This is a genomic window from Bradyrhizobium sp. SZCCHNS3002, assembly GCF_032377435.1.
Taxonomy (GTDB): domain Bacteria; phylum Pseudomonadota; class Alphaproteobacteria; order Rhizobiales; family Xanthobacteraceae; genus Bradyrhizobium.
Window position 1 is genome coordinate 148,919 of the sequence record NZ_JAUHHY010000005.1, and the last position, 22,659, is coordinate 171,577.

Annotated in this window: 21 protein-coding genes and 1 pseudogene; 16 read left to right on the top strand and 6 right to left on the bottom strand. The window is 65.0% G+C overall.

Features of this window, described 5'->3' with window-relative positions:
• Positions 1-68 precede the first annotated feature (68 nt).
• The 3 genes from ykgO to QW845_RS12515 all read left to right on the top strand — a co-directional run bounded on the left by ykgO (position 69) and on the right by QW845_RS12515 (position 1,277).
• On the top strand, positions 69-194 hold the full coding sequence (ykgO, locus tag QW845_RS12505; RefSeq protein WP_006611362.1) for a type B 50S ribosomal protein L36: 126 nt from the start codon (positions 69-71) through the stop codon (positions 192-194).
• A gap of 99 nt (positions 195-293) precedes the next feature.
• Positions 294-923 (top strand): tetratricopeptide repeat protein, encoded by a 630-nt coding sequence (locus QW845_RS12510; protein ID WP_315801886.1) that lies wholly within the window; start codon positions 294-296, stop codon positions 921-923.
• Positions 924-1,025: 102 nt separating this feature from the next.
• Complete coding sequence (locus QW845_RS12515; RefSeq protein ID WP_315801887.1) at positions 1,026-1,277, top strand: hypothetical protein; 252 nt, start codon at positions 1,026-1,028, stop codon at positions 1,275-1,277.
• A gap of 20 nt (positions 1,278-1,297) precedes the next feature.
• Here the strand turns inward: QW845_RS12515 and QW845_RS12520 are convergent, their stop codons facing one another.
• Entirely contained in the window at positions 1,298-1,480 is a 183-nt protein-coding gene (locus tag QW845_RS12520; protein ID WP_015669379.1) for a hypothetical protein, read from the bottom strand.
• A 251-nt stretch (positions 1,481-1,731) separates the two neighbouring features.
• Between QW845_RS12520 and QW845_RS12525 the strand changes: the two genes are divergently transcribed.
• A complete protein-coding gene (locus tag QW845_RS12525; RefSeq protein WP_315801888.1) occupies positions 1,732-2,691 on the top strand; it encodes an alpha/beta hydrolase in 960 nt (319 codons plus the stop codon).
• 65 nt (positions 2,692-2,756) lie between these two features.
• Here the strand turns inward: QW845_RS12525 and cycA are convergent, their stop codons facing one another.
• Positions 2,757-3,152 carry a cytochrome c-550 CycA gene (gene cycA, locus QW845_RS12530; protein WP_315801889.1) on the bottom strand — a complete coding sequence of 132 codons (396 nt, stop codon included), beginning with the start codon at positions 3,150-3,152 and terminating at the stop codon, positions 2,757-2,759.
• Between the two features lie 208 nt (positions 3,153-3,360).
• On the opposite strand from cycA, the gene QW845_RS12535 reads away from it, so the two are divergent.
• From QW845_RS12535 to QW845_RS12555, 6 genes and pseudogenes are all read left to right on the top strand, one after another.
• Positions 3,361-4,854: an FAD-linked oxidase C-terminal domain-containing protein gene (locus tag QW845_RS12535; RefSeq protein ID WP_315801890.1), complete on the top strand. Its 1,494-nt coding sequence runs from the start codon at positions 3,361-3,363 to the stop codon at positions 4,852-4,854.
• Positions 4,855-6,659: 1,805 nt separating this feature from the next.
• Positions 6,660-6,827: a hypothetical protein gene (locus tag QW845_RS12540; RefSeq protein WP_315801891.1), complete on the top strand. Its 168-nt coding sequence runs from the start codon at positions 6,660-6,662 to the stop codon at positions 6,825-6,827.
• Entirely contained in the window at positions 6,827-7,330 is a 504-nt protein-coding gene (locus QW845_RS12545) for a transposase (RefSeq protein WP_315801892.1), read from the top strand. The genes QW845_RS12540 and QW845_RS12545 overlap by 1 nt, the downstream gene beginning before the upstream one ends.
• A gap of 114 nt (positions 7,331-7,444) precedes the next feature.
• Positions 7,445-7,645, top strand: a pseudogene (locus QW845_RS34130) (transposase); the annotation flags it as partial.
• Positions 7,646-7,660: 15 nt separating this feature from the next.
• Entirely contained in the window at positions 7,661-7,846 is a 186-nt protein-coding gene (locus tag QW845_RS34135) for a hypothetical protein (RefSeq protein WP_409997868.1), read from the top strand.
• Positions 7,843-8,700 carry an IS3 family transposase gene (locus QW845_RS12555; protein WP_315800043.1) on the top strand — a complete coding sequence of 286 codons (858 nt, stop codon included), beginning with the start codon at positions 7,843-7,845 and terminating at the stop codon, positions 8,698-8,700. Before QW845_RS34135 ends, QW845_RS12555 begins: the two co-directional genes overlap by 4 nt.
• Positions 8,701-9,380: 680 nt before the next feature.
• Here the strand turns inward: QW845_RS12555 and QW845_RS12560 are convergent.
• On the bottom strand, positions 9,381-9,866 hold the full coding sequence (locus tag QW845_RS12560; RefSeq protein WP_315801893.1) for a hypothetical protein: 486 nt from the start codon (positions 9,864-9,866) through the stop codon (positions 9,381-9,383).
• A gap of 511 nt (positions 9,867-10,377) precedes the next feature.
• Here QW845_RS12560 and QW845_RS12565 point away from each other — a divergent pair.
• The 4 genes from QW845_RS12565 (at position 10,378) to QW845_RS12580 (ending at position 14,942) form a co-directional block, all read left to right on the top strand.
• A complete protein-coding gene (locus QW845_RS12565) occupies positions 10,378-11,616 on the top strand; it encodes an FAD-binding protein (protein ID WP_315801894.1) in 1,239 nt (412 codons plus the stop codon).
• A complete protein-coding gene (gene glcF, locus QW845_RS12570; protein WP_315801895.1) occupies positions 11,613-12,935 on the top strand; it encodes a glycolate oxidase subunit GlcF in 1,323 nt (440 codons plus the stop codon). Before QW845_RS12565 ends, glcF begins: the two co-directional genes overlap by 4 nt.
• 75 nt (positions 12,936-13,010) lie before the next feature.
• A complete protein-coding gene (locus QW845_RS12575; protein WP_315801896.1) occupies positions 13,011-13,466 on the top strand; it encodes a hypothetical protein in 456 nt (151 codons plus the stop codon).
• 480 nt (positions 13,467-13,946) lie between these two features.
• Positions 13,947-14,942, top strand: coding sequence for a TorF family putative porin (locus tag QW845_RS12580; protein WP_315801897.1), 996 nt, complete (start codon positions 13,947-13,949; stop codon positions 14,940-14,942).
• Positions 14,943-15,089: 147 nt separating this feature from the next.
• On the opposite strand, the gene QW845_RS12585 is transcribed toward QW845_RS12580, so the two are convergent.
• Positions 15,090-16,850, bottom strand: a complete 1,761-nt coding sequence (locus tag QW845_RS12585; RefSeq protein WP_315801898.1) for an ABC transporter ATP-binding protein/permease — start codon at positions 16,848-16,850, stop codon at positions 15,090-15,092.
• A 319-nt stretch (positions 16,851-17,169) separates the two neighbouring features.
• Between QW845_RS12585 and QW845_RS12590 the strand changes: the two genes are divergently transcribed.
• Complete coding sequence (locus QW845_RS12590) at positions 17,170-18,834, top strand: L-lactate permease (RefSeq protein WP_315801899.1); 1,665 nt, start codon at positions 17,170-17,172, stop codon at positions 18,832-18,834.
• A gap of 149 nt (positions 18,835-18,983) precedes the next feature.
• Entirely contained in the window at positions 18,984-19,391 is a 408-nt protein-coding gene (locus QW845_RS12595) for a hypothetical protein (RefSeq protein WP_315801900.1), read from the top strand.
• A 282-nt stretch (positions 19,392-19,673) separates the two neighbouring features.
• Here QW845_RS12595 and QW845_RS12600 read toward each other — a convergent pair whose 3' ends face one another.
• Both QW845_RS12600 and groL read right to left on the bottom strand, forming a co-directional pair.
• Positions 19,674-20,864 carry a hypothetical protein gene (locus QW845_RS12600; RefSeq protein WP_315801901.1) on the bottom strand — a complete coding sequence of 397 codons (1,191 nt, stop codon included), beginning with the start codon at positions 20,862-20,864 and terminating at the stop codon, positions 19,674-19,676.
• 140 nt (positions 20,865-21,004) lie between these two features.
• The gene (gene groL / locus QW845_RS12605) at positions 21,005-22,648 is read right to left on the bottom strand and encodes a chaperonin GroEL (protein ID WP_315801902.1); all 1,644 of its coding nucleotides are present in this window, start codon (positions 22,646-22,648) and stop codon (positions 21,005-21,007) included.
• Between the last annotated feature and the right edge of the window lie 11 nt (positions 22,649-22,659).

A 22,659-nucleotide genomic window follows, 5' to 3' on the forward strand; every position in this document is an offset into this window, starting at 1 on the left:
ATTTGCCACCTCACTGTTTGCCACTTCCGGCCTGTCCAACACGGCCTTTCAACGTATCAGGATGTCCCATGAAGGTCCGTAACTCGCTGAAGTCGCTGCGTGGCCGCCACCGTGCCAACCGTCTGGTCCGCCGCAAGGGCCGCGTCTACGTGATCAACAAGGTCCAGCGCCGCTTCAAGGCCCGCCAGGGTTGATCGAACGAGGCTGATCCGGCCGCGGTCGCCAGTCCGCTCACAGGCGTTTGACGCGTGTGCTGCTTTGCAGGACGCGCGGACTGCGTCTACACTCGGCGCATGGCAAAGCGAACTTTCCAGGCGGTCCTGCTCGCCGCCGTCGTCATTTCCATACCGCACCTTGCGCAAGCGCAGGGCGAGCCGCGTGCAGCTCCCAAGCCGAAGCCGCCCGAGGCGCCCGCCAAGCTGCCCAAGGTCGGGGCCGACAAGACCAAGGGCCTCGATTTCCTGTTCGGCGCCCTGAAGGCCGCGCCGGACGATATCAGCGCCAAGCACGTCGAGGCGCGGATCTGGGCGATCTGGCTGCAGACCCCCAGCGATACCGTTGCCCTGCTGATGGCGCGGTCCAAGGCGGCGATGGACGCGAAGCAGAACGAAGTCGCACTCAAGCTGCTCGATTCGGTCATCAAGCTGCGGCCCGATTATGTCGAGGCCTGGAACCGTCGCGCGACGATCTATTACCTCCAGAACGATTACGGCCGCTCGCTGGCCGACATCCAGCAGGTCCTGCTCCGTGAGCCGCGGCACTTCGGCGCGCTCGCAGGTCTCGGCATGATCATGCAGGATCTCGGCGAGGAGAAGCGGGCGCTGGATGCGTTCCGCAAGGCGCTCGAGGTCAATCCGCATCTGGACAAGGTGCCGGAGCTGGTCAAGACGCTGACCGAAAAGGTCGAAGGCCGCGACATCTGACGCCGGACCTGCCGTTAACCATGTGCTGAGCGCCGCTCTTGCTGGCGGGACCGCGCAACCCCACGTGCCTCTTGATCGAGATTTGTCGGCAGGAGAGGCGCAATGACGCGTGCGGTGCTGGCGGCAGCGCTGGTGATCACGGCGGCCACGGCCGCGTGGGCCGAAGACATGTTCTGGGTGGTCGGCAACCGCGCCACCAATCGCTGCGAGATCGTGACCAGCAATCCGGTCGTCACCCCCACCATGGGCGACATCTGGTTCGCGTCCGGCCCCTTTAAGTCGCTGGACGACGCCAAGCTCGCGCGCTCCACGATCAACGCCTGCCCGAACAAGGACATCACAGCCGAGGACTGATCGTCGCCCGGTCGGATCGCTCAGTGGAACGCGGTGCTGCGGCGGTCCGGCAGGCCGTACTGGGCAGCCGCGGCATAAAGCTGCGCGATCTCGGCCTCGAGGTGCTCGTTGACCAGCAGCAGCGCCTTCAGCGCGCCACGGAGATCGCCATTGCAGCTCGCGACGATCTCGTCGATAGCCGTCTCGCTCGAACGAACACTCATCGGTAACCCCCTCCCAAAACACCAAACTAAACTCAGGGCCGGTCATCGTGCTCAAACCACGCAATGACCCGACCGGAAGTAATTCACGGCCATCAGCCGATTGCGAGGAAAAGTCCCGACCATGGTTATAAAATGGCCGACGACGCGGTGATGACAGGATTCCCGGGCGAAACGACGAGACAACGCGGCTGGATCTGCAACTCCCGCGGATCTGCACCGTAACTGTCACTGTGACAGGCAGAAAACTATCAATGATTTCAATGTTCTTGGTGGGCACTTTGGCGCTCCTGGCGATGCTCACGCGCGCCGGCGTGGCGGTGCTCGAGCGCCGTTACCCGGCGCAAGGGCAGGCCATCAATGTCGAGGGTGCGACGATCAATCTTGTGGATATCGGGCCCCGCGACAGCGAAAAGCCGCCACTGTTGCTGCTCCACGGCGCCAGCTCGAACCTCGAGGCGATGCGCAGGCCGCTCGGCGACCTGCTCGCGCAGCGCCACCGGGTGCTGCTGGTCGACCGTCCCGGCCACGGCTGGAGCCCGCGTCTCAGGCCCGAGGATTCCACGCCCGCCGCTCAGGCCCGCATGCTGGATGAGGCGCTGGCGCGGCTCGGGGTCGGCCAGGTCGTCCTGGTGGTGCATTCCTGGAGTGGCGCGCTCGGCCTGCGCATGGCGCTCGATTTCCCCGACCGGGTCGCAGGCCTCGTGATGCTGGCGCCGGTCGCGTATCCCTGGCGGGGCGGGGTCGGGCGCTACAACGAGGCCGTCACCACGCCGGTGGTCGGGCCATTGCTGGCGCATACGATCACGCTGCCGCTCGGTCTGGCGCTGATGGCGCCCGGCGCCCGCGGCGTGTTCGCGCCGCAGGCCATGCCGGACGATTTCGTCGACCGGACCGCGACGCCGCTGCTGCTGCGCCCGCGCGAGTTCATCGCCAATGCGCGCGATCTCGTCACCCTGAAGCAGGCCGTGATCGAGCAGGCGCCGCGCTATGGCGAGATCAAGGTCCCGGTCACGATCGTGGCGGGCGAGGCCGACCGGACGGTCTATACCGATATCCATGCCCGCCCGCTCGCCCAGGTCGTGCCGCACAGCCGGCTGATCGTGCTGCCCGAACTCGGGCACATGGTCCAGAACGCGGTGCCGGAACTGGTGGCCGGCGAGGTCGACCGCATCGTCGCGGCCGTCGCCACGGCCGATGCCGTGGCGCCGTGATGCAAAAAAGCCCCGGCGGTCGGCCGGGGCTTTGCAGGCGAGCTGACGGGTCGGCCGGCGGCCGCTTACTGCTTCTGCTTGCCGTCCTTGTCGAACGACGACACATAGGCCCAGAGGTTGTTGATCTCGGTCTCGTTCTTGATGCCGGCGAAGGTCATCTTGGTGCCGGGAATCTTGGCCTTCGGATCCTTGATGTATTCCTTGAAGACCGCCTCGTTCCAGGTGATGCCCGAATTCTTGTTGGCTTCCGAATAGTTGTAGTCCGGCGCGCTGCCCGACTTGCGGCCGTCGAGGCCGTTCAGCTCCGGGCCGACCTTGTTCTTCGCGCCCTCGCCGATCGAATGGCAGGGCAGGCACTTGTTGAAGGACGTCTTGCCGGCGGCCGCATCCTGCGCCAGCGCGGCAGACGCCAGCGACGACGAGGCGAGGATGACGAGCGCGCTCAAAGTCATTTTCTTCATGGATCAGGCTCTGTGGGTTACGAGACGGGTTTGCGCGCAGGTTGTGGCATGGCCTCAGGCGAGGCACAAGCGGGGATGCGCTGAGGCAAATCAGCATAATGGCTGAGTTTGTTGCTCTGCCGCAAACGTCGATGCGGATCCGCTGCCTATCCAAACGGTTGCCGTTGTGATTGATAGGCCGGGGCAAAATCGAGGCCGGAGGAACGCGATGGCGATCATGATGCCGGAGGCAGATCAAGCGGTGCTGGCGCGCCGTGGCGAGATCATTGCTGCATTGCGAGCAATCGTGCCGGGCGAAGGCGTCATCGACAGCGCCGCCGAGATGCTGCCTTACGAGTCCGATGGCTTGATGGCCTACCGCCAGCCGCCGATGGTCGTGGTGCTGCCGGAGACCACCACGCAGGTGTCGCGGGTGCTGAAATATTGCCACGAGCAGGGCATCAAGGTGGTTCCGCGCGGCTCGGGAACGTCGCTGTCCGGCGGCGCGCTGCCGCTGGCCGACGGCGTGCTGCTCGGCCTCGGCAAGTTCAAGCGCATCCGCGAGATCGATTTCGACAACCGCGTCGTCGTCACCGAGCCCGGCGTCACCAACCTCGCCATCAGCCAGGCGGTGGCGCATGCCGGCTTCTACTATGCGCCCGACCCGTCGTCGCAGATCGCCTGCTCGATCGGCGGCAATGTCGCGGAGAATTCCGGCGGCGTGCACTGCCTGAAATACGGCATGACCACCAACAACGTGCTCGGCTGCGAGATCGTGCTGATGACCGGCGAGGTGCTGCGCATCGGAGGCAAGTGCACCGAGAACGCCGGTTACGACCTGATGGGCCTGATCACCGGCTCGGAAGGCCTGCTCGGCGTCGTCACCGAGGTCACCGTGCGCATCCTGCAGAAGCCGGAGACGGCGCGCGCGCTGATGGTCGGCTTCGCCGAGGTCGAGGCCGCCGGCGAATGCGTCGCCCGCATCATCGGCGCCGGCATCATCCCCGGCGGCATGGAGATGATGGACAGGCCGGCGATCCATGCCGCCGAGGCCTTCGTCCATGCCGGCTATCCGCTCGATGTCGAGGCGCTGCTGATCATCGAGCTCGACGGCCCCGGCGTCGAGGTCGACGAGCTGATCGGCCGCGTCGAGAGCATCGCCAATGGCTGCGGCTCGACCACCTGCCGCATCTCGACCTCCGAGGCCGAGCGCAACCTGTTCTGGGCCGGCCGCAAGGCGGCGTTTCCCGCCGTCGGCCGCATCTCGCCGGACTATCTCTGCATGGACGGCACCATCCCGCGCGGCGCGCTGCCGAAGGCGCTGGCGCGCATCCGCGAGCTCTCCGAGAAGTACCAGCTCGGCTGCGCCAACGTGTTCCATGCCGGCGACGGCAATCTGCATCCGCTGATCCTCTACGACGCCAACAAGCCCGGCGAGATGGAGCGCGCCGAGGCCTTCGGCGCCGACATCCTGCGCTGCTGTGTCGAGCTCGGCGGTGTCCTGACCGGCGAGCACGGCGTGGGAATCGAGAAACGCGACCTGATGCCGGAGATGTTTTCCGAGATCGACCTCAACCAGCAGCAGCGCGTGAAGTGCGCGTTCGACAGCCAGGGCCTGCTCAACCCGGGAAAAGTGTTTCCGACCCTGCATCGCTGCGCCGAGCTGGGACGGATGCATGTGCATGGCGGCAAGCTGGCGTTTCCGGACTTGCCGCGGTTTTGAGGCGGGCGCTGTCGAGCGGAGCTGCGTCATCTGATGCCCGTTCGCACTCGCGGCTTGCGAACGCTGGAGACCCTCATGGTGAGGAGGCGCGCGAGCGCCGTCTCGAACCATGAGGCCACCGTACGGGCCTCGCCCTTCGAGACGCCCGCCTAGCGGCGGGCTCCTCAGGGTGAGGGGCGCAAGTCGCTCCCTCGACATCAACCGTGCAGATCGAAGCCGGCACTCTCGCCCCCTTCCATAAGCAGGCTGCTCACGGTCCATGTGCATGCCGGTTCGAATCTCAACCCTCATGGTGAGGAGGCGCGCAGCGCCGTCTCGAACCATGAGGCCCCACAGCAGACACGACCTCGCGATCCCGCGGCGTTCTCCGCCCGAGTGATGCGATCGACACGCCCTCCAAACCAATCGAGAGGGCGCAGGGAATGCCGGGTGAAGGCCTCACCCATGGCCCGCCTGCGAAAAAAATGCAGGCGGCAGGTACCACAGGTGCAGCCGAACATCCGGCATTCCCTGCGCGGCGGTCTTAACGCTTATACGTGCTCGCCCCGGGGATCGGCTGTCTTGTCCCCGTCGTCGACGCGACGCGCGGAGGCGTCGTCGCCGACTTGGCCTCAGCACCGGGAGGCCAGGCCCACACGATTTCACGTCCGCATCGCAATCGTTCGTCGGCATGACGCGAGGTCACGCTGCGACCCGACACGGCCACCGCATCCCCACCCCACGTATCGTGACGACCGCGCGTACGCCCCTCTCGGCGGGGTAGGATGGGGAGAGTCATACACGATTTCTGTAAAAAAGAAATAGGAAAATTTCGTCGTTTTAGGAGGCCTGCCGCTCCGCTTTGAAATAGCTCGCGAAATGAGTTGTTACGCGCGAGCGATTTTGCTGCGGCCGGCCGTTCTTATGTCGTGAGATCGCTCAAAACGCTTCCTCGCCCGGATGGAGAAGCTGACCGAGCGCGTGCCCAAACCTGCGAAGCGCGGACCGAAGCCGGCGGCGGAGGCGTGAGCGCGGACGCGGAGATGGCAGGTTTTGTGGACTATCACCGTAATATCGTAATCCGAACTCGCGGGCGAGCGGCAAAACGCCTTCGCCCCGAGGCAGCTTCTATTGTGGACGTGAAGGCCCGGAGCGCTGTTCGACTCCGGGCCGATCATGTGGTCGCAAGCTGATGAAACGACTAATGCACCCGGATGGTCCCATCTGCGTTGTAGTCACTCTTGGGGTTGTAGCCGCTATCACGGTGAGTTTTGGCATGTAGGTCAGCATTGCTGCCGCTCACGCCAGGAGTTCCGGTATCAACCCGCATGGTCCCATTTGCGTTGTAGTCACTCTTGGGGTTGTAGCGGGAATCGCGGTGAGTTTTTGCATGTAGGGCAGCGTTGCTGCCACTGACGCCCGGAGTTCCGGGATTAACCCGCATATTCCCATATTCGTCGCGATCACTATCGCTCGACCCGACCTGCGGAACCGCAGCGGCTCTTGCATGATGATGAGTGCGATGTCCGGCCAAGGCCGCAGATGTAGAGACAGCGAGAATAACAAGACCGACAGCAATGCTTCTAGCCATAGTCAACTCCTGATGTTGAAGAACCGCTGACGACGGGTACGCCGCCAGCATATAGGTTGACACGCAATTTCTGGATGTCCTTGACATAACTCAAACGTTGAGAGCGAGTAAGACGTCAACGTCGCCGCCGTTCTGGGTATCTGCCTGGCTGAATGTTTGGAATTACGGAAATTACGAAATTACGGTGACAGTGCACCAAACTTGACGCAAATCACTCGGGCGAGCAGGGTGGTGCATGGCCCGTCCTGCTCGCGTCGTGATCCCCGGTGTGCCGCATCATGTCACCCAGCGCGGCAACGGCCGCGCGCGGACCTTTTTCGGGGACGACGACTACGCGCTGTACCGCGACCTGCTCGCGACCCATTGCGCGGCGGCTGACGTCGCGGTGTGGCGTGGTGTCTGATGCCGAACCACGTGCACCTCATCCTGGTGCCGTCGGATGCCGACGGGCTGCGCCGGGCGCTGTCGCGGGTGCATCGCGTCTACGCCGGGACCATCCAGGCACGCCGCCGGCGTAGCGGACATTTCTGGCAGGGGCGGTTCGGCGCGGTAGCGATGGACGAGACGCATCTGACGGCGGCGCTGCGCTATGTCAGTCTCAATCCGGTGCGGGCGCGGCTGGTGGCGCGCCCTCAGGACTGGGTCTGGTCGAGCACGCGCGCGCATCTGCGCGACCGCGACGACGGCATCACCGCGCGCGAGCCGGTGAAGCGGATGTTCCCGGACTTGGCCGGCCTGCTGTCCGCCCCACCGGAGGACGAGGACGCTCTGTTGGCGCGCCTGCGCGCCGCCGAGAGCATCGGCCGCCCGATCGGCAGCGACCGCTTCCTCGCCCGTATCGAGAAGCTGACCGGGCGCGTGCTCAAGCCGGCCAAGCGGGGGCCGAAGCCGGCGGAGGAGGCGTGAGCGCGCCGCACCCGGCAACAGGCCTTGCTCGGCCTTGCTCAAGTTTTGTGTGCTGGACTGCACCCCTCAAGTGAGACACGATAATCTCAGTGACAGGCATTCCGAGGATGACCTGTGGCAGCAAGAGGGAAGACCCGTCGGTTTCCGACGGCTTATAAACTGAAGGCGATCAAGCGTGTCGAACGAGGCGAAGGCGTTCTGCCTGTGGCTCGGGACCTTGGGATATCGCGCAAGATCCTTCATGACTGGATCAAGGCCTGGAGGGCGCAAGGGCCGGACGGGTTGAACCGCAAGCCGGGACCGAAGCCTGGTCCCCGGAAGCTCAAATCTGTGGCGACCTATGACGATAAGCGGTCCGCACTGGCACGGGCCAATGCTCGCATTGCCGAGCTCGAAGGGCTGGTCGGCCGTCAGCAGATGGACCTCGATTTTTTTCGGCAAGCCTTGCGCGCACTGGAGCGGCCGGCAGCGCAAGGCAAACCCGTATCCGCATCATCGAAGTCATCAAAAGCATGACCGCGGAGACAGCCGACTCCAGCGCTCATGTGCAGCGCCTCTGCGCTTTGGCAAGGCTGCCTCGAGCGACTTATTACCGGCATCTCAATCGACGTAGCCGCGCCGAAGCCGAGTGCGAGTTGCGCGACCAGCTCCAGCGCATCTGCCTGAAGCATCCGTTCTACGGCTATCGACGGGTGACCGCCGCTCTTCGGCGTCTGGGAATGGTCGTCAATGGCAAGAAAGTCCTGCGCCTCATGCGTCAGGATAATCTTCTCGCGCAGCGCAAGACGCCCTTCCTGAAGCCGCCGACTGCAAGGCCGACTGACGTGATCGTCGTCCCCAACCTGATCCGTGGCCTAGCGCCATCGGCTCCGGATCAGATCTGGGTCGCTGACATCACCTACGTCCATCTCGCCAAGACGTTCGCCTATCTCGCCGTCATTCTCGACGGCTTCTCCCGCAAGGCGGTCGGCTGGGCATTCGACAACACCCTCGACGCCTCCCTCGCGATCGCGGCTCTCGACAAAGCGCTTCAATCTCGGAACCCCAAGCCCGGCAGCCTGATCCACCACTCAGACCGCGGCGTGCAATACTCCTCGATCGCCTATCGGGAGCGGCTGGCCAAGCGCGACATCAAGATCAGCATGAGCAGTCCCGGCAACCCGTTCGACAACGCCAAGGCCGAAAGCTTCATGAAGACGCTCAAGGCCGAGGAGATCAACGGCAAGAGCTTTGCCGACGTCAACGACGCCCGGCGCCGGATCAACAGCTTCATCGCCGAGATCTACAATAAGGAGCGCTTGCATTCGGCCCTCGGCTATCGATCTCCTCTTGAGTTCGAAGCCGCGTTCAAGCAAAACACGATGCGATGACTTTACCCATTGTCACTGAGATTATCGTGTCTCACTTGAGGGGTGCAGTCCAGGACTGTCACCGTAATGCGGCGATTGGCTGAATTGGCCGGGATGATGCAGCGCGTGAAACGGCGCGGCAAGGGGAGTAGACATTGCATAAATTAGTAGGTGTGGTCGTCATTGTCTTGGTGGCCTGCATTTCAGTCGCATCATTCTCCCTGAACATTGCATTGGCGAAGAGACGCGTGTCGGTCTGGAGGCGGGGCTCCACCTACATGTTCATTCGTTCCAATGGCATGGGCGGCATTCAGAGGAGAGCAAAAGAGATATGGATGAGCCGGCTTGGCTACGAGTGGTCGCAAGCGGTCATCATAGCAAAGCATCAGCAACTTGCAGGACTGATCGGGTTTGTTGGTTGCGGTCTCCTGTTTGGAGTTGCCGCTGCGGTCCTTCAATATCTTGACTCCAACTAGGGCCGTAGGGCGGATGAGCCGAAGGCGCAATCCGCCGCGTGGCCCGAACGGTCGGCGGGTTACGCTTCACTAAACTAACCCGCCCTACGAACAAGCGGACATAAGTCCCGACGATATTGCGACCCTCGGGCTGGAACGCAGGCCGCCGTTACTTGACCAGATGTAACCGGGCTCGGGATTACAGTGAGTGCATTTGACTAGAGCCCCTTTGGATTGACAACCCATCTACCGCGACGCGCCGCCGGAGGTCGGGACGTTGATCGCGCAGGGCCGATAGAGCGCTTGGAGCTCCTTGCCGCGAAGGAAGATCGGCTGTGCGGTCAGGCCGCCGTGGCGCGTGATCCATCGTTTGATCGGGGCCGGGTAGAGGTCAAACAACATCTGCGTTGCTTCCGGGTTCGGGACAGGACGGAGGAAGAGGCCCAGATTGTCAGTTTCCCTGAAGGTGAACACGGCTCTCGGGGTGATGCAGATTCTGTCGCGCGGAAGGGTCCCCAGCACGATCGTGCAGGCGCCCCCGCAGATCCCGTCGATGATGACGTGCTCGCCAGAGTCGCGCAGGAGTTTGTATTTGTCGACATAAGTCCCGATGCGTCCGCCCGGGTCGTCGGCAATGCGCACCGCCGCCCGGCCGGTTGCCATGCCGGCCAGGACGAGCGCGGCGACCAGTATCCCCATCACAAGCTTCATCTGCAGCCCGTCCAGTCGCATCAAATCCGATCATCTTGCGTGATCGGCAACGTCGCACCGTTCATCGTCGTCGCTGTTTTGTCCAGAGAGGCCGTGCGGCATGACGGTGTCGTCCCGGCTCGTGCCCGGGAGGGACGCAAGACAAGCCCGTTATTCCGGGTTCAAGGCCTGAGGCCCTATCCCGGAATGACGGGGATCGTGACGCAGCGGGTAGGGCGGATTAGCCGAAGGCGTAATCCGCCGCGCGTATCGAAAGGTCGGCGGGTTACGCTGCGCTAACCCGCCCGACGGACTCGCGCGCCGCGGCGTAGAGCGCCCCGCACTCCACGAGAAGGGAACTGCATTCGGCTGCGCCCCGCCCGAACGTTTTTCCCACGTGCCCATCCTCCTCCTCCCATCCCCTTGTCCCCGCACGATCTTTTCGCCACACCGGGCTGCCCTTTTCGCCCATCATGCTCTAGAACGAGTCCAACGCTGATGGCCGCGCGTTGCGCTCGACCATCGTCATCATCAACCAGCAAGGCCAGCAGTGGTGGACGCCCTCAAAGTACGCAACGCAGCCGATGTGGAGGAGGTGGTTCGCGCGGCCATCGCCAGCGAGCAGCCGCTCGACGTGATCGGGCACGGCTCCAAGCGCCAGATCGGCCAGATCACCACCACCAATGCCGTGCTCGACCTGTCGGCGCTGAGCGCGGTGGTCTCCTACGAGCCGAACGAGCTGATCATCACCGCGCAGGCGGGGGCGCCGCTCGCCGACCTCCTGTCGCTGATCGATTCGAAGAGCCAGCAATTCGCGTTCGAGCCGATGGATACGGGGCCACTGCTGGGCACCACCGGGCGCGGAACGCTGGGCGGCATGATCGCGGCGGGGCTGGCTGGTCCGCGGCGCATCCGCGCCGGCGGGGTGCGCGACCATCTGCTCGGGGCGCATGCCGTCTCCGGCTTCGGCGAGAGCTTCAAGACCGGCGGCAAGGTCGTCAAGAACGTCACCGGCTACGACCTCTGCAAGCTGCTGGCGGGCTCCTGGGGCACGCTGGCGGTCATGACCGAGGCGACCCTGAAGGTGATGCCGCGGCCGGAGGCGGAGCGCACCCTGGTGCTGCGCGGGCTCGATGACCTCAAGGCCAACCGGGCCATGACGGCGGCGCTCGGCTCGCCGTTCGACGTGTCCGGAGCCGCGCATCTGCCGGCCTCGACCTTGCGGCCGGAGGTCGAAGGCCTGAGCCCGACCGGCTCGCCGCGCGAGGCGGTCACGGTGATCAGGCTCGAGGGCATCACGGCGTCCGCGGCGCATCGGGCGGCGTCGCTCGCCAGGCAGCTCGCGGCCTTCGGTGCGGCCGAGATCATCGCGGACGACGCCTCCGCCGAGGTCTGGAGCGCCGTCCGCGACGTGCTGCCGTTCGCCGCCAACGGCCCGCTCGGGGCCTGGACGGTGTGGCGGATCGTCTGTCCGCCGGTGTCGGGCGGCGCGATCGGGCAGGCCCTGACGCGCCAGACCGGCGGCGAGGTGATCTATGACTGGGGCGGGGGCCTGATCTGGGCCGCGCTGCCGCCGCAGCCCGATGCGTCGGCGGGGCTGGTGCGCAAGCATGTCGAGGCCGCCGGCGGCCACGCGACCCTGCTGCGCGCGTGGGACGAGATGCGGCTCGCGGTCGACGTGTTCCACCCGCAGCCCTCAGGCGTCGCCGCGCTGGAGGAGCGCGTTCGCGTCTCCTTCGATCCCAAGACCATTCTCAACCGCGGCCGGATGCGTCGGAGCGTTGCGTCATGAAGACCGAGTTCACCCTGGCGCAGCTCGCCGATCCCGACATCGCGGTCGCCGACAAGATCCTGCGCGCCTGCGTGCATTGCGGCTTCTGCACCGCGACCTGTCCGACCTACGTGCTGCTCGGCGACGAGCTCGACAGCCCGCGCGGGCGGATCTACCTGATCAAGCAGATGCTGGAGAAGGACCAGGCGCCGACGGCCGACGTGGTCAAGCATATCGACCGCTGCCTGTCGTGCCTGTCCTGCATGACGACCTGCCCGTCGGGCGTGCACTACATGCATCTGGTCGATCAGGCGCGGGTGCGAATCGAGCAGCGCTACGAGCGCCCGCTGACCGACCGGTGGCTGCGCGCCGCGCTCGCCTATGTGCTGCCGCGGCCGCGCGAGTTTCGGCTGGCGATGACCCTGGCGCGGCTCGGCCGGCCGTTCAAGGCGTTGCTGCCGGCATCCTCCGCCTCGCGCGCACCTGCGCCCAGCCTGCTGCGGCGCGTCAGGGCGATGCTCGAGCTGGCGCCCGCCGCCGCGCTGCCGCCGCCGGGGCCGGCTGATGGCAGCTTGTTTGCCGCGCAGGGCGCGCGGCGCGGCCGCGTCGCGCTGCTGCAGGGCTGCGCACAGGCGGCCCTGGCGCCGCGCATCAACCAGGCTGCGATCAACGTCCTGACCCGGCACGGCATCGAGGTCGTCTTGGTCAAGGACGAGCAATGCTGCGGTGCGCTGACCCATCACATGGGGCAGGATTCCGACGCGCTGGCGCGGGCGCGCGGCAATGTCGACGCCTGGACCGCGGAGGCGAAGCGTGGCGGTCTCGACGCCATCCTGGTGACGACCTCGGGCTGCGGCACCGTCATCAAGGACTACGGACACATGCTGCGCGAAGACCCGCGATATGCAGCGCCCGCGGCCGCCGTGTCGGCGATCGCGAAGGACATCACCGAGTATCTCGCCGGTCTCGATCTGGCCCCTGCAACTCAGCATGACGACGTCGTTGTGGCCTATCACTCGGCCTGCTCGCTGCAACATGGGCAGAAAATCACGAGCATTCCGAAAGAATTGCTTTCCAAGTCCGGATTCGTGGTGAAAGATATACCGGAGAGTCATTTGTGTTGCGGTTCGGCGGGGACCTACAACATTCTCCAGCCTGACATCGCGATGAAGCTGCGCGATCGCAAGGTCGCCAACATCGCGACCGTCAAGCCGAATGTGATCGCGGCAGGCAATATCGGCTGCATGATGCAGATTGCCAGCGGCACCTCCGTCCCCGTCGTGCACACCGTTGAGCTTCTCGACTGGGCGACGGGCGGTCCGCGGCCAGGAATGATTTGACGGATGGGCGCGCGCTGATGGCCGGCCCGTCCCGCCGGACGAACTGATCGAACGGCGGCAACTGGAGGGTTTCTGATGGCGAAGGACAAGAAGGCGAAGAAGGACAAGAAAGAAAAGAAGAAGCTGATGGCGCAGGCCAAGGCAGCGAAGAAGGCGACGAAGAAGTCCGCCAAGAAGGCTGCAAAGAAGTCGGCGAAAAAGGCCGCCAAGAAGGCTGCCAAGAAAACTGTCAAGGCGCCGGCCAAGAAGGCGAAGAAGACCGTGAAGGCCGCGGCGAAGAAGGCGGCCAAGGCCCCCGCGAAGAAGGCTCCCGCCAAGAAGGCTGCTGCCAAGACGGCCAAGAAGGCGGCTGCGAAGGCGCCCGCCGCGCCGAAGAAGAAGGCCGCCAAGAAGCGGGCTCCCAAGATGGCTCCGCTGGTCGAGACCCCGGAAATGCACGAGACCGAATCGGCTGCTGAGACCAGCTGGGCGATGCCGAGCGCGGCGCCGGAGGAGCACGAGGACGGCGAGGGCACGGCGTCCGGCAACTGATCTTTCCGGACCGGATCGTTCTCACCACCGGACGAATTCACATCGGGAGGCCGCGGCGGCAGCGCTTGCGGCCTTTTCGTTTGTTGCCGGCGTCCGTTGTCTGCGTTGGCTGCCCCTTGTTGTCGATGGACCTATTTGTCCGAAAGGTCGTCCCCGCAGATCTACGGCCGGGCGAATCCGACTCCGGTGCACTGCGCCGTTTTGCTTGCGGCACCGCGTTTCCAGCGGGCCGGCACAATCGATTGTGCGTCCTAGCGTGCTTTCGGACACGGAGATTTGTTGTTCAAATGCAACACGCGCCGACTACCTGCCGTAGAAATGTCAAATCGCCCAAAAAGGCGGCAGATGCCGCGCTTTTTTGCTTCACGTGTGGCGGGACCCTGGCACAAATTGCGTCTGGATGACGCAGCCGGTCTTGTTTGCGCCCTGGGGGGCCAAGGTGGGGCAGGCTTTTTTCGAAATAGGGTGATGGGGATCGTCATGAAAAAGTGGGCTTTGCTGGCAACGGCGCTGGCAATGGTTTCGGGATCGGCTTCGGCGGCGGACATGGCGGTCAAGGCCTATAAGGCTCCGCCTCCGGTCGCGTTCGAGCCGTGGGACATCGCGTTCGGCGCGGCGATCATGAACGACTACGTGTTCCGCGGCGTCACCCAGTCGAACCACAAGGCGTCGGTCGCCGCCTATTTCGAGCCGCGCTACAACGTCAACAAGGACCTGCAGCTCTACGTCGGCGTCGCCGGCGAGAGCATCTCGTTCGCGAACCGCGCTGCTGCCGAGATCGACATCTACGGCGGTATCCGCCCGACCTTCGGCGCGTTCGCCTTCGACATCGGCGTCTGGGGCTATCTGTATCCGGGCGGCACCTGCTACTACGGCGGCGGCGCCGTGACGGATTTCGCGGGCCAGGCGCTGAGCGCCGAGTGCCAGGCCAACACCCTGGCCAATCTGAACGTGATGAAGAAGGACGTCTCGTTCTTCGAAGTCTACGGCAAGATGAACTACACCGTGAACGACATGTGGACGTTCGGCGTGACCGAGTTCTACTCGCCGAACTTCCTGAACACCGGCGCCTGGGGCAACTACGCCTCGGTCACCGGCAAGTTCACCGCCCCGAGCACGACCTTCGGCTCCAGCGGCGTCGGCATGTACGTGTCGGGTGAGTTCGGCCGTCAGTGGTTCGGCACGTCGGACTCCTTCTACGGCGTTCCCGCCTTCCCGAACGGCATCAAGTATGCCGACTACAACACCTGGAACATCGGCGTCGGCTTCACCTACAAGGTGTTCACGCTGGACCTGCGCTACTCCGACACCGACATGTCGAAGGGTGATTGCAACGCCTTCACCAGCGACTTCACCGCCAGCGGCACCACCAACGTCACGCCGATCAACCCGGCTGGCCTGGGCTCGAAGTGGTGCGGTGCGACCGGCATCGCCAAGCTCTCGGTCGACCTGACGGCGATGAGCAATCTGAAGTAATCACCCGCCAAGGCGGATCGGACTGATCACGAAGGGCGGCAGAGCAATCTGCCGCCCTTCTGCTTTTTGGTGACGGGGGCCGGCTGTCGCTCGGACGTCTTGCCGCCTTTCCTAGTCGCCTTGCGTGGGCACCGCGGCGCGCGCGCCTCAGCTGCCTCCACCCGTGGTCGCGTCGGCCGCCTGTCCGGCTTGCCGCAGCGAGAACCGGTCGCCGTCGCGAATCAGCTCGACCTTGCGGTCGTGGAAATCGTGCAGGGTCGAGCGGTGGCCGATCGAGACGACGGTGGTCTGCGGCAGCCGCTCGGCGATGACCCGATAGAGCCGGGCTTCGCTCGGCTCGTCCAATGAGGCCGTGGCCTCGTCGAGGAACAGATATTGCGGCGCATGCAGCAGCGCGCGGGCGATGCCGAGCCGCTGCTGCTCGCCGAGCGACAGCATCCGGTTCCAGTGCTGGTCCTCGTCCAGCCGGTCCGCCAGTTGCGGCAGGCCGACGGCCACCAGCGTCTCCTTGACCTGCTCGGCACTGAACGCATCGGCGGCCGCGGGATAGACGATCGCCGCCTTGAGCGCGCCGATCGGGAAGTAGGGCCGCTGCGGCAGCATCATCAGCTTGGCATGCGCGGGCACGCTGATCGCGCCGCTGCCGAACGGCCAGATCCCGGCGATGGCGCGGAACAGCGTCGACTTGCCGGCGCCGGACGGCCCGGTGAGCAGCGTGCGTTCGCTGCTCTCGAGGCTGAAGCCGTCGGCCGCGATCAGCGGCAGGCCGTTCGGCAGCTTCAGCAGCAACTGGGCGAGCTCGATGCTGTCGCCGGCATGGCTGGCGACATCGATCGTCTGCGGCTCGGCCGAGAGCTTGGCGGCGCTCTCGATGGACATGTCGAAGCCGTCGAGGCGGGCGACGGTCGAGCGCCAGTCGGCGAGCGTCCGATAGGTCGTCACGAAGAACGACAGCGCGCCCTGCACGGTCGAGAAGGCGGACGCCGTCTGCATGATGCCGCCCATCTGGATCGACTTGGCGAAGTAGGCAGGCGCAACCAGCACATAGGGAAAGATCACGGCCGCCTGCGAATAGCCCGCCGTGAAGGCCGTCAGCCGCTTGGTCCGGCTCATGATCTGGTACCAGTTCTGGACGACCCGGCCGAAGCGGGTGCCGAGCTGACCTTGCTCGGCGCCTTCGCCGCGCAGCAGCGCGATCTGCTCGGAGCTTTCGCGCACCCGCACCAGGTTGAAGCGGAAGTCGGCCTCGTAGCGCTGCTGCTCGAAGTTGAGATTGACGAGCGGCGATCCGATCCAATGCGTCAGGAGGGTCCCGAAGATCGCATAGATCAGCGCGATCCAGACCAGGTAGCCGGGGATCGCGATGTTGGTGCCGAACAGCTGCAGCGGGGCATCGGTCGACAGCCCCCAGAGCACCACCATGAACGATGCGAGCGAGACGACCGAGCTGAGCAGGCCGATGGTGATGTTCAGCGTCTTGTCGACGAACAGCTGCACGTCGTCGGCAATGCGCTGGTCCGGGTTGTCGGCGATGTCGCCCTTGAGCTGCATGCGATAGTGCGTGGCGTTGTCCAGCCAGCGGCGCAGGTAGACGTCGGTCATCCACCGCCGCCAGCGGATCTGCAGCCATTGATTGAGATAGAGCTGGTAGACGGCCAGGATGATGAAGATGGTCGCCAGTACGGCGAACACGCCGATTTCCCAGATGAAGCTGTTCCAATCATACTGCTGCAGCGCGTTGAAGAATCTGTTCTGCCACTGGTTCACCAGCACCTGGATCGCAACGAGCGACAGTTCGATCGCAATGACGGCGGCGAGAAGGATGCGGCCGGCGACCTTGTCCTCGGAGTGGAAGTAGGGAATGGCGATCCGCCAGACGGTGGCGACGGTCGAGCGCAGATTGTTCACAGACGGGCTGCTCCTGAGAAAAGGTCTTAACAGGCTGACGAAAAACGAGAAAATCGCTGGTGCCGCCGCCTGCCTAGACTAAAGTCGTAATCTGGCGGGTGGCCGCCGGCTTGTCGGTCGCGTGTGACAAACCGTAGCATGGGGCAGGGGAGAGGGACTGCGACCGCCGCCAGATTTCGCGAGAATTTGAGCAGAGTTGGGCGTTGCCGGTTTTGTGATCGCCTTTCCGACCTTTGCCAGGCTTGGGGGCTTGGCGAGCAGACCTGATCCGTCCCGCCGGACGGGGTCCAATGACAAGAACGTGGGGGGAGAAGTCACGATGTGGAATCAAATCTACGACCCGTTGGGGAGCCCGGCGCTGTCGACGCTGGCCGCCGCCGTCCCGGTCGTGACGCTGCTGGTGCTGATCGCCAGTGGCAAGGTCAAGGCACACATCGCGGCGATCATCGCCGTGATCCTGACCAACCTGATCACGATCTTCGTGTTCACGATGCCCGCCAACATGTCGCTGCGCGCGACGTTTCTGGGCGTCATCACCGGGTTCTTTCCGATCGGCTGGATCGTCCTGAACGTCATCTTCCTCTACCAGGTCACGGTCTCCACCGGACGGTTCGAGCTTCTGAAGCGCGCCATCGGCGGCGTCACGGAAGACCGGCGCCTGCAGCTGCTGCTGGTCGCCTTCTCGTTCGGCGCGTTCTTCGAGGGCGCATCCGGCTTCGGAACACCGGTGGCGATCACCGGTGCCGTGCTGATCGGCCTCGGCTTCTCGCCGCTCGCGGCCTCCGGCCTGTCGCTGATCGCCAACACCGCACCCGTCGCCTATGGCGCGCTGGGCACCCCGATCCAGGGCCTCGCTTCGGTAACCGGCCTCGACCCCTACATCCTCGGCGCCATGGTCGGCCGGCAGTTGCCGATGTTCTCGCTGATCGTGCCGTTCTGGGTGATCTGGGCGTTCGCGGGCTGGAAGGGGATGAAGGACGTGTGGCCGGCGATCCTGGTCACCGCCGTCTCGTTCGCGGTGCCGCAATTCCTGATCTCGAACTACGTCAACCCGTGGATCGTCGACATCGGCGCCTCGCTGATCTCGATGGGCGCGCTGATCCTGTTCCTGAAGGTCTGGCAGCCGAGGCAGCTGTGGCTGTCGCCGGCGTTGCGCGGGCGTGACGAATCGGCCGCCACGATGACGGCAGCGAAGCCGCTGGACCGTACGCCGCTGACGCAAGCCGAGCTCTGGGGCGCGCTGCTGCCCTGGATCATCGTCTGTGTCGTCATGCTGATCTGGGGCAACGGCGCCTTCAAGGCCTGGGCGAACTCGATCTTCACCTGGAACTATCCGGTGCCCGAGCTCGACAAGCTGATCAACAAGATGCCGCCGGTGGCTGCGAAGCCGACGCCGGAAGGCGCAGTGTTCTCGTTCACCTACCTGACCTTCACCGGCACCGGCATGCTGATCGCCGCGATCATCTCCGGCTTCCTGATGGGTGTCGGACCGGGCAAGCTGATCGCGGAATATGGCCGCACCATCCGTCTCTGCGCGATCTCGCTGATCACGATCTCGGCGATGCTCGCGATCGGCACGCTGACCCGGCTGTCCGGCGTCGATGCCACGCTCGGCCTCGCCTTCGCCGCGACAGGCGTGCTCTATCCGTTCTTCGGCACCTTGCTCGGCTGGTTGGGCGTGGCGCTGACGGGATCGGATACGGCCTCGAACGTGCTGTTCGGAAACCTGCAGAAGATCACCTCCGAGCAGCTCGGCCTGTCCCCTGTCCTGATGGCGGCCGCCAACTCCTCCGGTGGTGTCATGGGCAAGATGATCGATGCGCAGTCGATCGTGGTCGCCTCGACCGCCACCAACTGGTACGGCCATGAGAGCTCGATCCTGCGCTACGTCTTCCTGCATTCGATCGTGCTGGCCTGTCTTGTCGGCCTGTTCGTCACCTTGCAGGCCTATGTCTATCCGTTCACGGCGATGGTGCTGAAGTAGCAACACCGTCTGCGACAAAAGCCCCGCGCCGCAGCTGCGGCGCGGGGCTTGCTATGTTTGGAACACATTTGTGCGGGAGCCGTGCTGGCGGGAGTCACGGCCATCGCCTGGAAGGCGAGCCCTGCGTGTGACTGGTGTGAAGGGGAACGATGCAAGTGTTGAAGCGTGGCTGCGCCGTGGCGACGGTGGCGTTGTCGATGTCGGGGCTGGCGCTCGCCGCCGCCTCGGCGGAGGAGTTTCCCTTCGGCATGGAGATGACGCTCGATGCGCTGCCGCAGCCCGGCTCGAAACGGGTGCCGGATCTCGACATCGGCGATAACGGTGACACCGTGCTGGAGCTGTGGTGCAAGGGCGGCAAGGGCCAGTTCTCGGTTGCCGGCAACACCATCGTGTTCATCGCCAGCAAGATCGAGGACCGCAACTGCCCGGCGGCGCGCGCCCAGGCCGACGACGAACTGATCGCGGCGCTGAGCGCGGCGACCAACTGGAAGCGTCAGGGCGACCTGATCATCTTCATCGGGCCGAAGACGCTGCGCTTCCGGCTCAATACGAACTGAGGCAGGGCGGTCGCCTGTGAAGATGAAAAGCTGCTGAGACCAGCAACCCTGCTGGTCAGTTACTCCGTCATGCCCGAGCTCGTCCCGCCTGCGCGGCCGCAGCCGCGCGGCGAAGGCCCGGGCATCCACGTCCGTCCCAGGATGCCGATCGGCGTGGATGGCCGGGACAAGCCCGGCCATGACGACCTGGAGAGAGACGTGAGCGCACAACGGGTTGCCATATGCGCCGTGCCAATTGAAGAAAGGGGGCGCGCACCGGTCGACTGCGCGCCCGCCGCTCTTTCACTTCCAGACCGAGTTGTCCGCGTCCCAGCGCTTGGCCTTGAAGGCCTTCGCCAGCTCGTCGATGGCGCCGCCATCGTCACGGGTGTCGCCCTCCTCGTCGCCGGATGATTCGTCCGACAGGATCAGCTTGGCGGCGGAGCTCTCGTCGATCGTCGTCGTGGTCGGGCTGCTGATCCACAGCATCAGCGCGTCCGCGCCGCCCGGCTTGTCCGCCGAGACGAGGCCGGTGACCTCGATGACGTCGGTGAGCTCCAGGGCCGGCATCAGCTGGCTCGGCCGCTTCAACGTCAGCTTCAGCTTGCCGCTGACCGGATTCCACGCCGCGCTCGTCGGCTTGGCATTGTAGGTCCTGGCCAGGACGTCGGAGATCGCGCCAGCCAGCTTGTCCTTGTTGATCTTGTCGCCGTCGCGCCAGTCGGCGGCCGCGAAGCGGATGGTGCGGTCCATCTCGACGGTGCCGGCGGTCCAGCCGGCCGTCACCACGCCGTTCATGGCCCGCGCCTTCGCGATCAACGCGCCGGCGCGGTCGGGGTCGACCGTCATGCTGATGGTCTGCTCGCCCGCGCGCAAGGCATCGCAGCTCACGATCAGGCTCGACAGCGAAACTTCGACGTTCTCGCCCTTCAGGCTCTTGAGGAAGTCGGTCATGGCGTCGAGCTTGAGCCGGACCGAGACCGCCTCGGGCGACACGTCGGTGAAGTCCTTCGGCTGGGCGCTGATGCCGTCGTCGCTCGACTGGCTCTCCTGGAATTCCTTCTCGCTGACGTCGGAGTTGTCGGTCGACGCCACCTCGGTGACGCTCTTGCCGATCGTGATCTGGCCGCGGAACTCGAACGTGTCGCCGGTCGGCTTGCGATTCAGCTTTACCGTGACCGGCTCCTTGGCGCCGTTGCTCTGGGTCGCGCCGGTCAAGGTCTGGCCGTTGACCGTGAGGCTGACCACGAAGCGGTCCTTGCGATCCGAATTCTTTGCGACGGGATAGCAGACGTCGAGCGTTGCGGCGGTGACGGTCTTGCCCTGGCGCGTCTCCTTCAGGATCACGTCGGCATTGCCGTCCATCAGACCGTCGATCGCGGTGAAATACCGCGTCTCGTTGGCGGGGGCCTTGGTCCCGCTCTTGCTCTGGGCCCAACCGAGTTCCGGCGCGGCCGCTACAATCACGGCCAGCGCAAGCAAAATCGCGCGCATCTGAAAATCCTTGTGGGGGCAGAATCGGCCTTAAGCTGTAGCGCCGATTTGCGGTCGCTGCACCCCCGGTGCGGACACTCGGCCAAAAAGAAGGCCGCCCGGAGGCGGCCTTCCTGAATGTGAGATGTCGAAAGCAGGGCTCAGAAGCCCATGCCGCCCATGCCACCCATGCCGCCGCCGGCCGGCATCGCGGGAGCCGCATCCTTCGGCAGCTCGGCGACCATGGCCTCGGTGGTGACCAGGAGGCCGGCGACCGACGAGGCGTCCTGCAGCGCGGTGCGGACCACCTTGGCCGGGTCGATGATGCCCTTGGCAACCATATCGACATAGTCCTCGGTCTGCGCGTCGAAGCCGAAGGTCTCGGACTTCTCGTCCAGGATCTTGCCGACCACGATCGAGCCTTCGACGCCGGCGTTCTCGGAGATCTGGCGAATCGGAGCCTCGAGCGCCTTCAGCACGATGTTGATGCCGGCCTGGACGTCCGAGTTGGCGTTGGTGATGCGGCCGACCGCCTTCTTGGCGCGCAGCAGCGCCACGCCGCCGCCGGGGACGATGCCTTCCTGCACCGCAGCGCGGGTCGCGTTGAGGGCGTCCTCGACGCGGTCCTTCTTCTCCTTGACCTCGATCTCGGTCGCGCCGCCGACGCGGATCACCGCGACGCCGCCCGCGAGCTTGGCGAGACGCTCCTGCAGCTTCTCACGGTCGTAGTCCGAGGTGGTCTCCTCGATCTGCGCCTTGATCTGGCCGACGCGTGCCTCGATATCGGCCTTCTTGCCGGCACCGTTGACGATCGTGGTGTTCTCCTTGTCGATCACGACCTTCTTGGCGCGGCCGAGCATCTTCACCGTGACGTTCTCGAGTTTCATGCCGAGATCTTCCGAGATCAGCTGACCGCCGGTCAGGATCGCGATGTCCTCGAGCATGGCCTTGCGGCGGTCACCGAAGCCCGGCGCCTTGACGGCCGCGACCTTGAGGCCGCCGCGCAGGCGGTTGACGACCAGCGTGGCCAGCGCCTCGCCCTCGACGTCCTCGGCGATGATCAAGAGCGGACGGCCCGACTGCACCACGGCTTCGAGCACCGGCAGCATGGCCTGCAGGCCGGACAGCTTCTTCTCGTGCAGCAGCACGTAGACGTCGTCGAGCTCGGCGGTCATCTTCTCGGCATTGGTGACGAAGTAGGGCGAGAGATAGCCGCGGTCGAACTTCATGCCTTCGACGATGTCCACCTCGGTGTCGAGCGACTTGTTCTCCTCGACCGTGATGACGCCCTCGTTGCCGACCTTCTGCATCGCCTGGGCGATCATCTTGCCGATCGCGGCGTCGCCATTGGCGGAGATGGTGCCGACCTGGGCGACCTCGGAGGACGCAGCGACCGGCTTGGCGCGCTTCTCGATGTCCTTGATCACGGCGGCCACCGCGATGTCGATGCCGCGCTTGAGGTCCATCGGGTTCATGCCGGCGGCAACGGCCTTGGCGCCCTCGCGCACGATGGCCTGGGCCAGCACGGTCGCGGTGGTGGTGCCGTCACCGGCGGTGTCGTTGGTCTTGGAGGCGACCTCGCGCAGCATCTGCGCGCCCATGTTCTCGAACTTATCCTCCAGCTCGATCTCCTTGGCGACGGTGACGCCGTCCTTGGTGATGCGCGGAGCGCCGAAGCTCTTCTCGATGACGACATTGCGGCCCTTCGGGCCGAGCGTCACCTTGACGGCGTTGGCGAGAATGTCGACGCCGCGCAGCATGCGGTCGCGTGCGTCGCCGGCGAATTTGACGTCCTTGGCTGCCATTTCAAAATTCT

Coding starts and splice junctions, on each gene's coding strand:
- ykgO (WP_006611362.1), top strand. CDS start 69: ATGAAGGTCCGTAACTCGCTGAAGTCGCTGCGTGGCCGCCACCGTGCC.
- QW845_RS12510 (WP_315801886.1), top strand. CDS start 294: ATGGCAAAGCGAACTTTCCAGGCGGTCCTGCTCGCCGCCGTCGTCATT.
- QW845_RS12515 (WP_315801887.1), top strand. CDS start 1,026: ATGACGCGTGCGGTGCTGGCGGCAGCGCTGGTGATCACGGCGGCCACG.
- QW845_RS12520 (WP_015669379.1), bottom strand. CDS start 1,480: ATGAGTGTTCGTTCGAGCGAGACGGCTATCGACGAGATCGTCGCGAGC.
- QW845_RS12525 (WP_315801888.1), top strand. CDS start 1,732: ATGATTTCAATGTTCTTGGTGGGCACTTTGGCGCTCCTGGCGATGCTC.
- cycA (WP_315801889.1), bottom strand. CDS start 3,152: ATGAAGAAAATGACTTTGAGCGCGCTCGTCATCCTCGCCTCGTCGTCG.
- QW845_RS12535 (WP_315801890.1), top strand. CDS start 3,361: ATGGCGATCATGATGCCGGAGGCAGATCAAGCGGTGCTGGCGCGCCGT.
- QW845_RS12540 (WP_315801891.1), top strand. CDS start 6,660: ATGGCCCGTCCTGCTCGCGTCGTGATCCCCGGTGTGCCGCATCATGTC.
- QW845_RS12545 (WP_315801892.1), top strand. CDS start 6,827: ATGCCGAACCACGTGCACCTCATCCTGGTGCCGTCGGATGCCGACGGG.
- QW845_RS12555 (WP_315800043.1), top strand. CDS start 7,843: ATGACCGCGGAGACAGCCGACTCCAGCGCTCATGTGCAGCGCCTCTGC.
- QW845_RS12560 (WP_315801893.1), bottom strand. CDS start 9,866: ATGCGACTGGACGGGCTGCAGATGAAGCTTGTGATGGGGATACTGGTC.
- glcF (WP_315801895.1), top strand. CDS start 11,613: ATGAAGACCGAGTTCACCCTGGCGCAGCTCGCCGATCCCGACATCGCG.
- QW845_RS12575 (WP_315801896.1), top strand. CDS start 13,011: ATGGCGAAGGACAAGAAGGCGAAGAAGGACAAGAAAGAAAAGAAGAAG.
- QW845_RS12580 (WP_315801897.1), top strand. CDS start 13,947: ATGAAAAAGTGGGCTTTGCTGGCAACGGCGCTGGCAATGGTTTCGGGA.
- QW845_RS12590 (WP_315801899.1), top strand. CDS start 17,170: ATGTGGAATCAAATCTACGACCCGTTGGGGAGCCCGGCGCTGTCGACG.
- QW845_RS12595 (WP_315801900.1), top strand. CDS start 18,984: ATGCAAGTGTTGAAGCGTGGCTGCGCCGTGGCGACGGTGGCGTTGTCG.
- QW845_RS12600 (WP_315801901.1), bottom strand. CDS start 20,864: ATGCGCGCGATTTTGCTTGCGCTGGCCGTGATTGTAGCGGCCGCGCCG.
- groL (WP_315801902.1), bottom strand. CDS start 22,648: ATGGCAGCCAAGGACGTCAAATTCGCCGGCGACGCACGCGACCGCATG.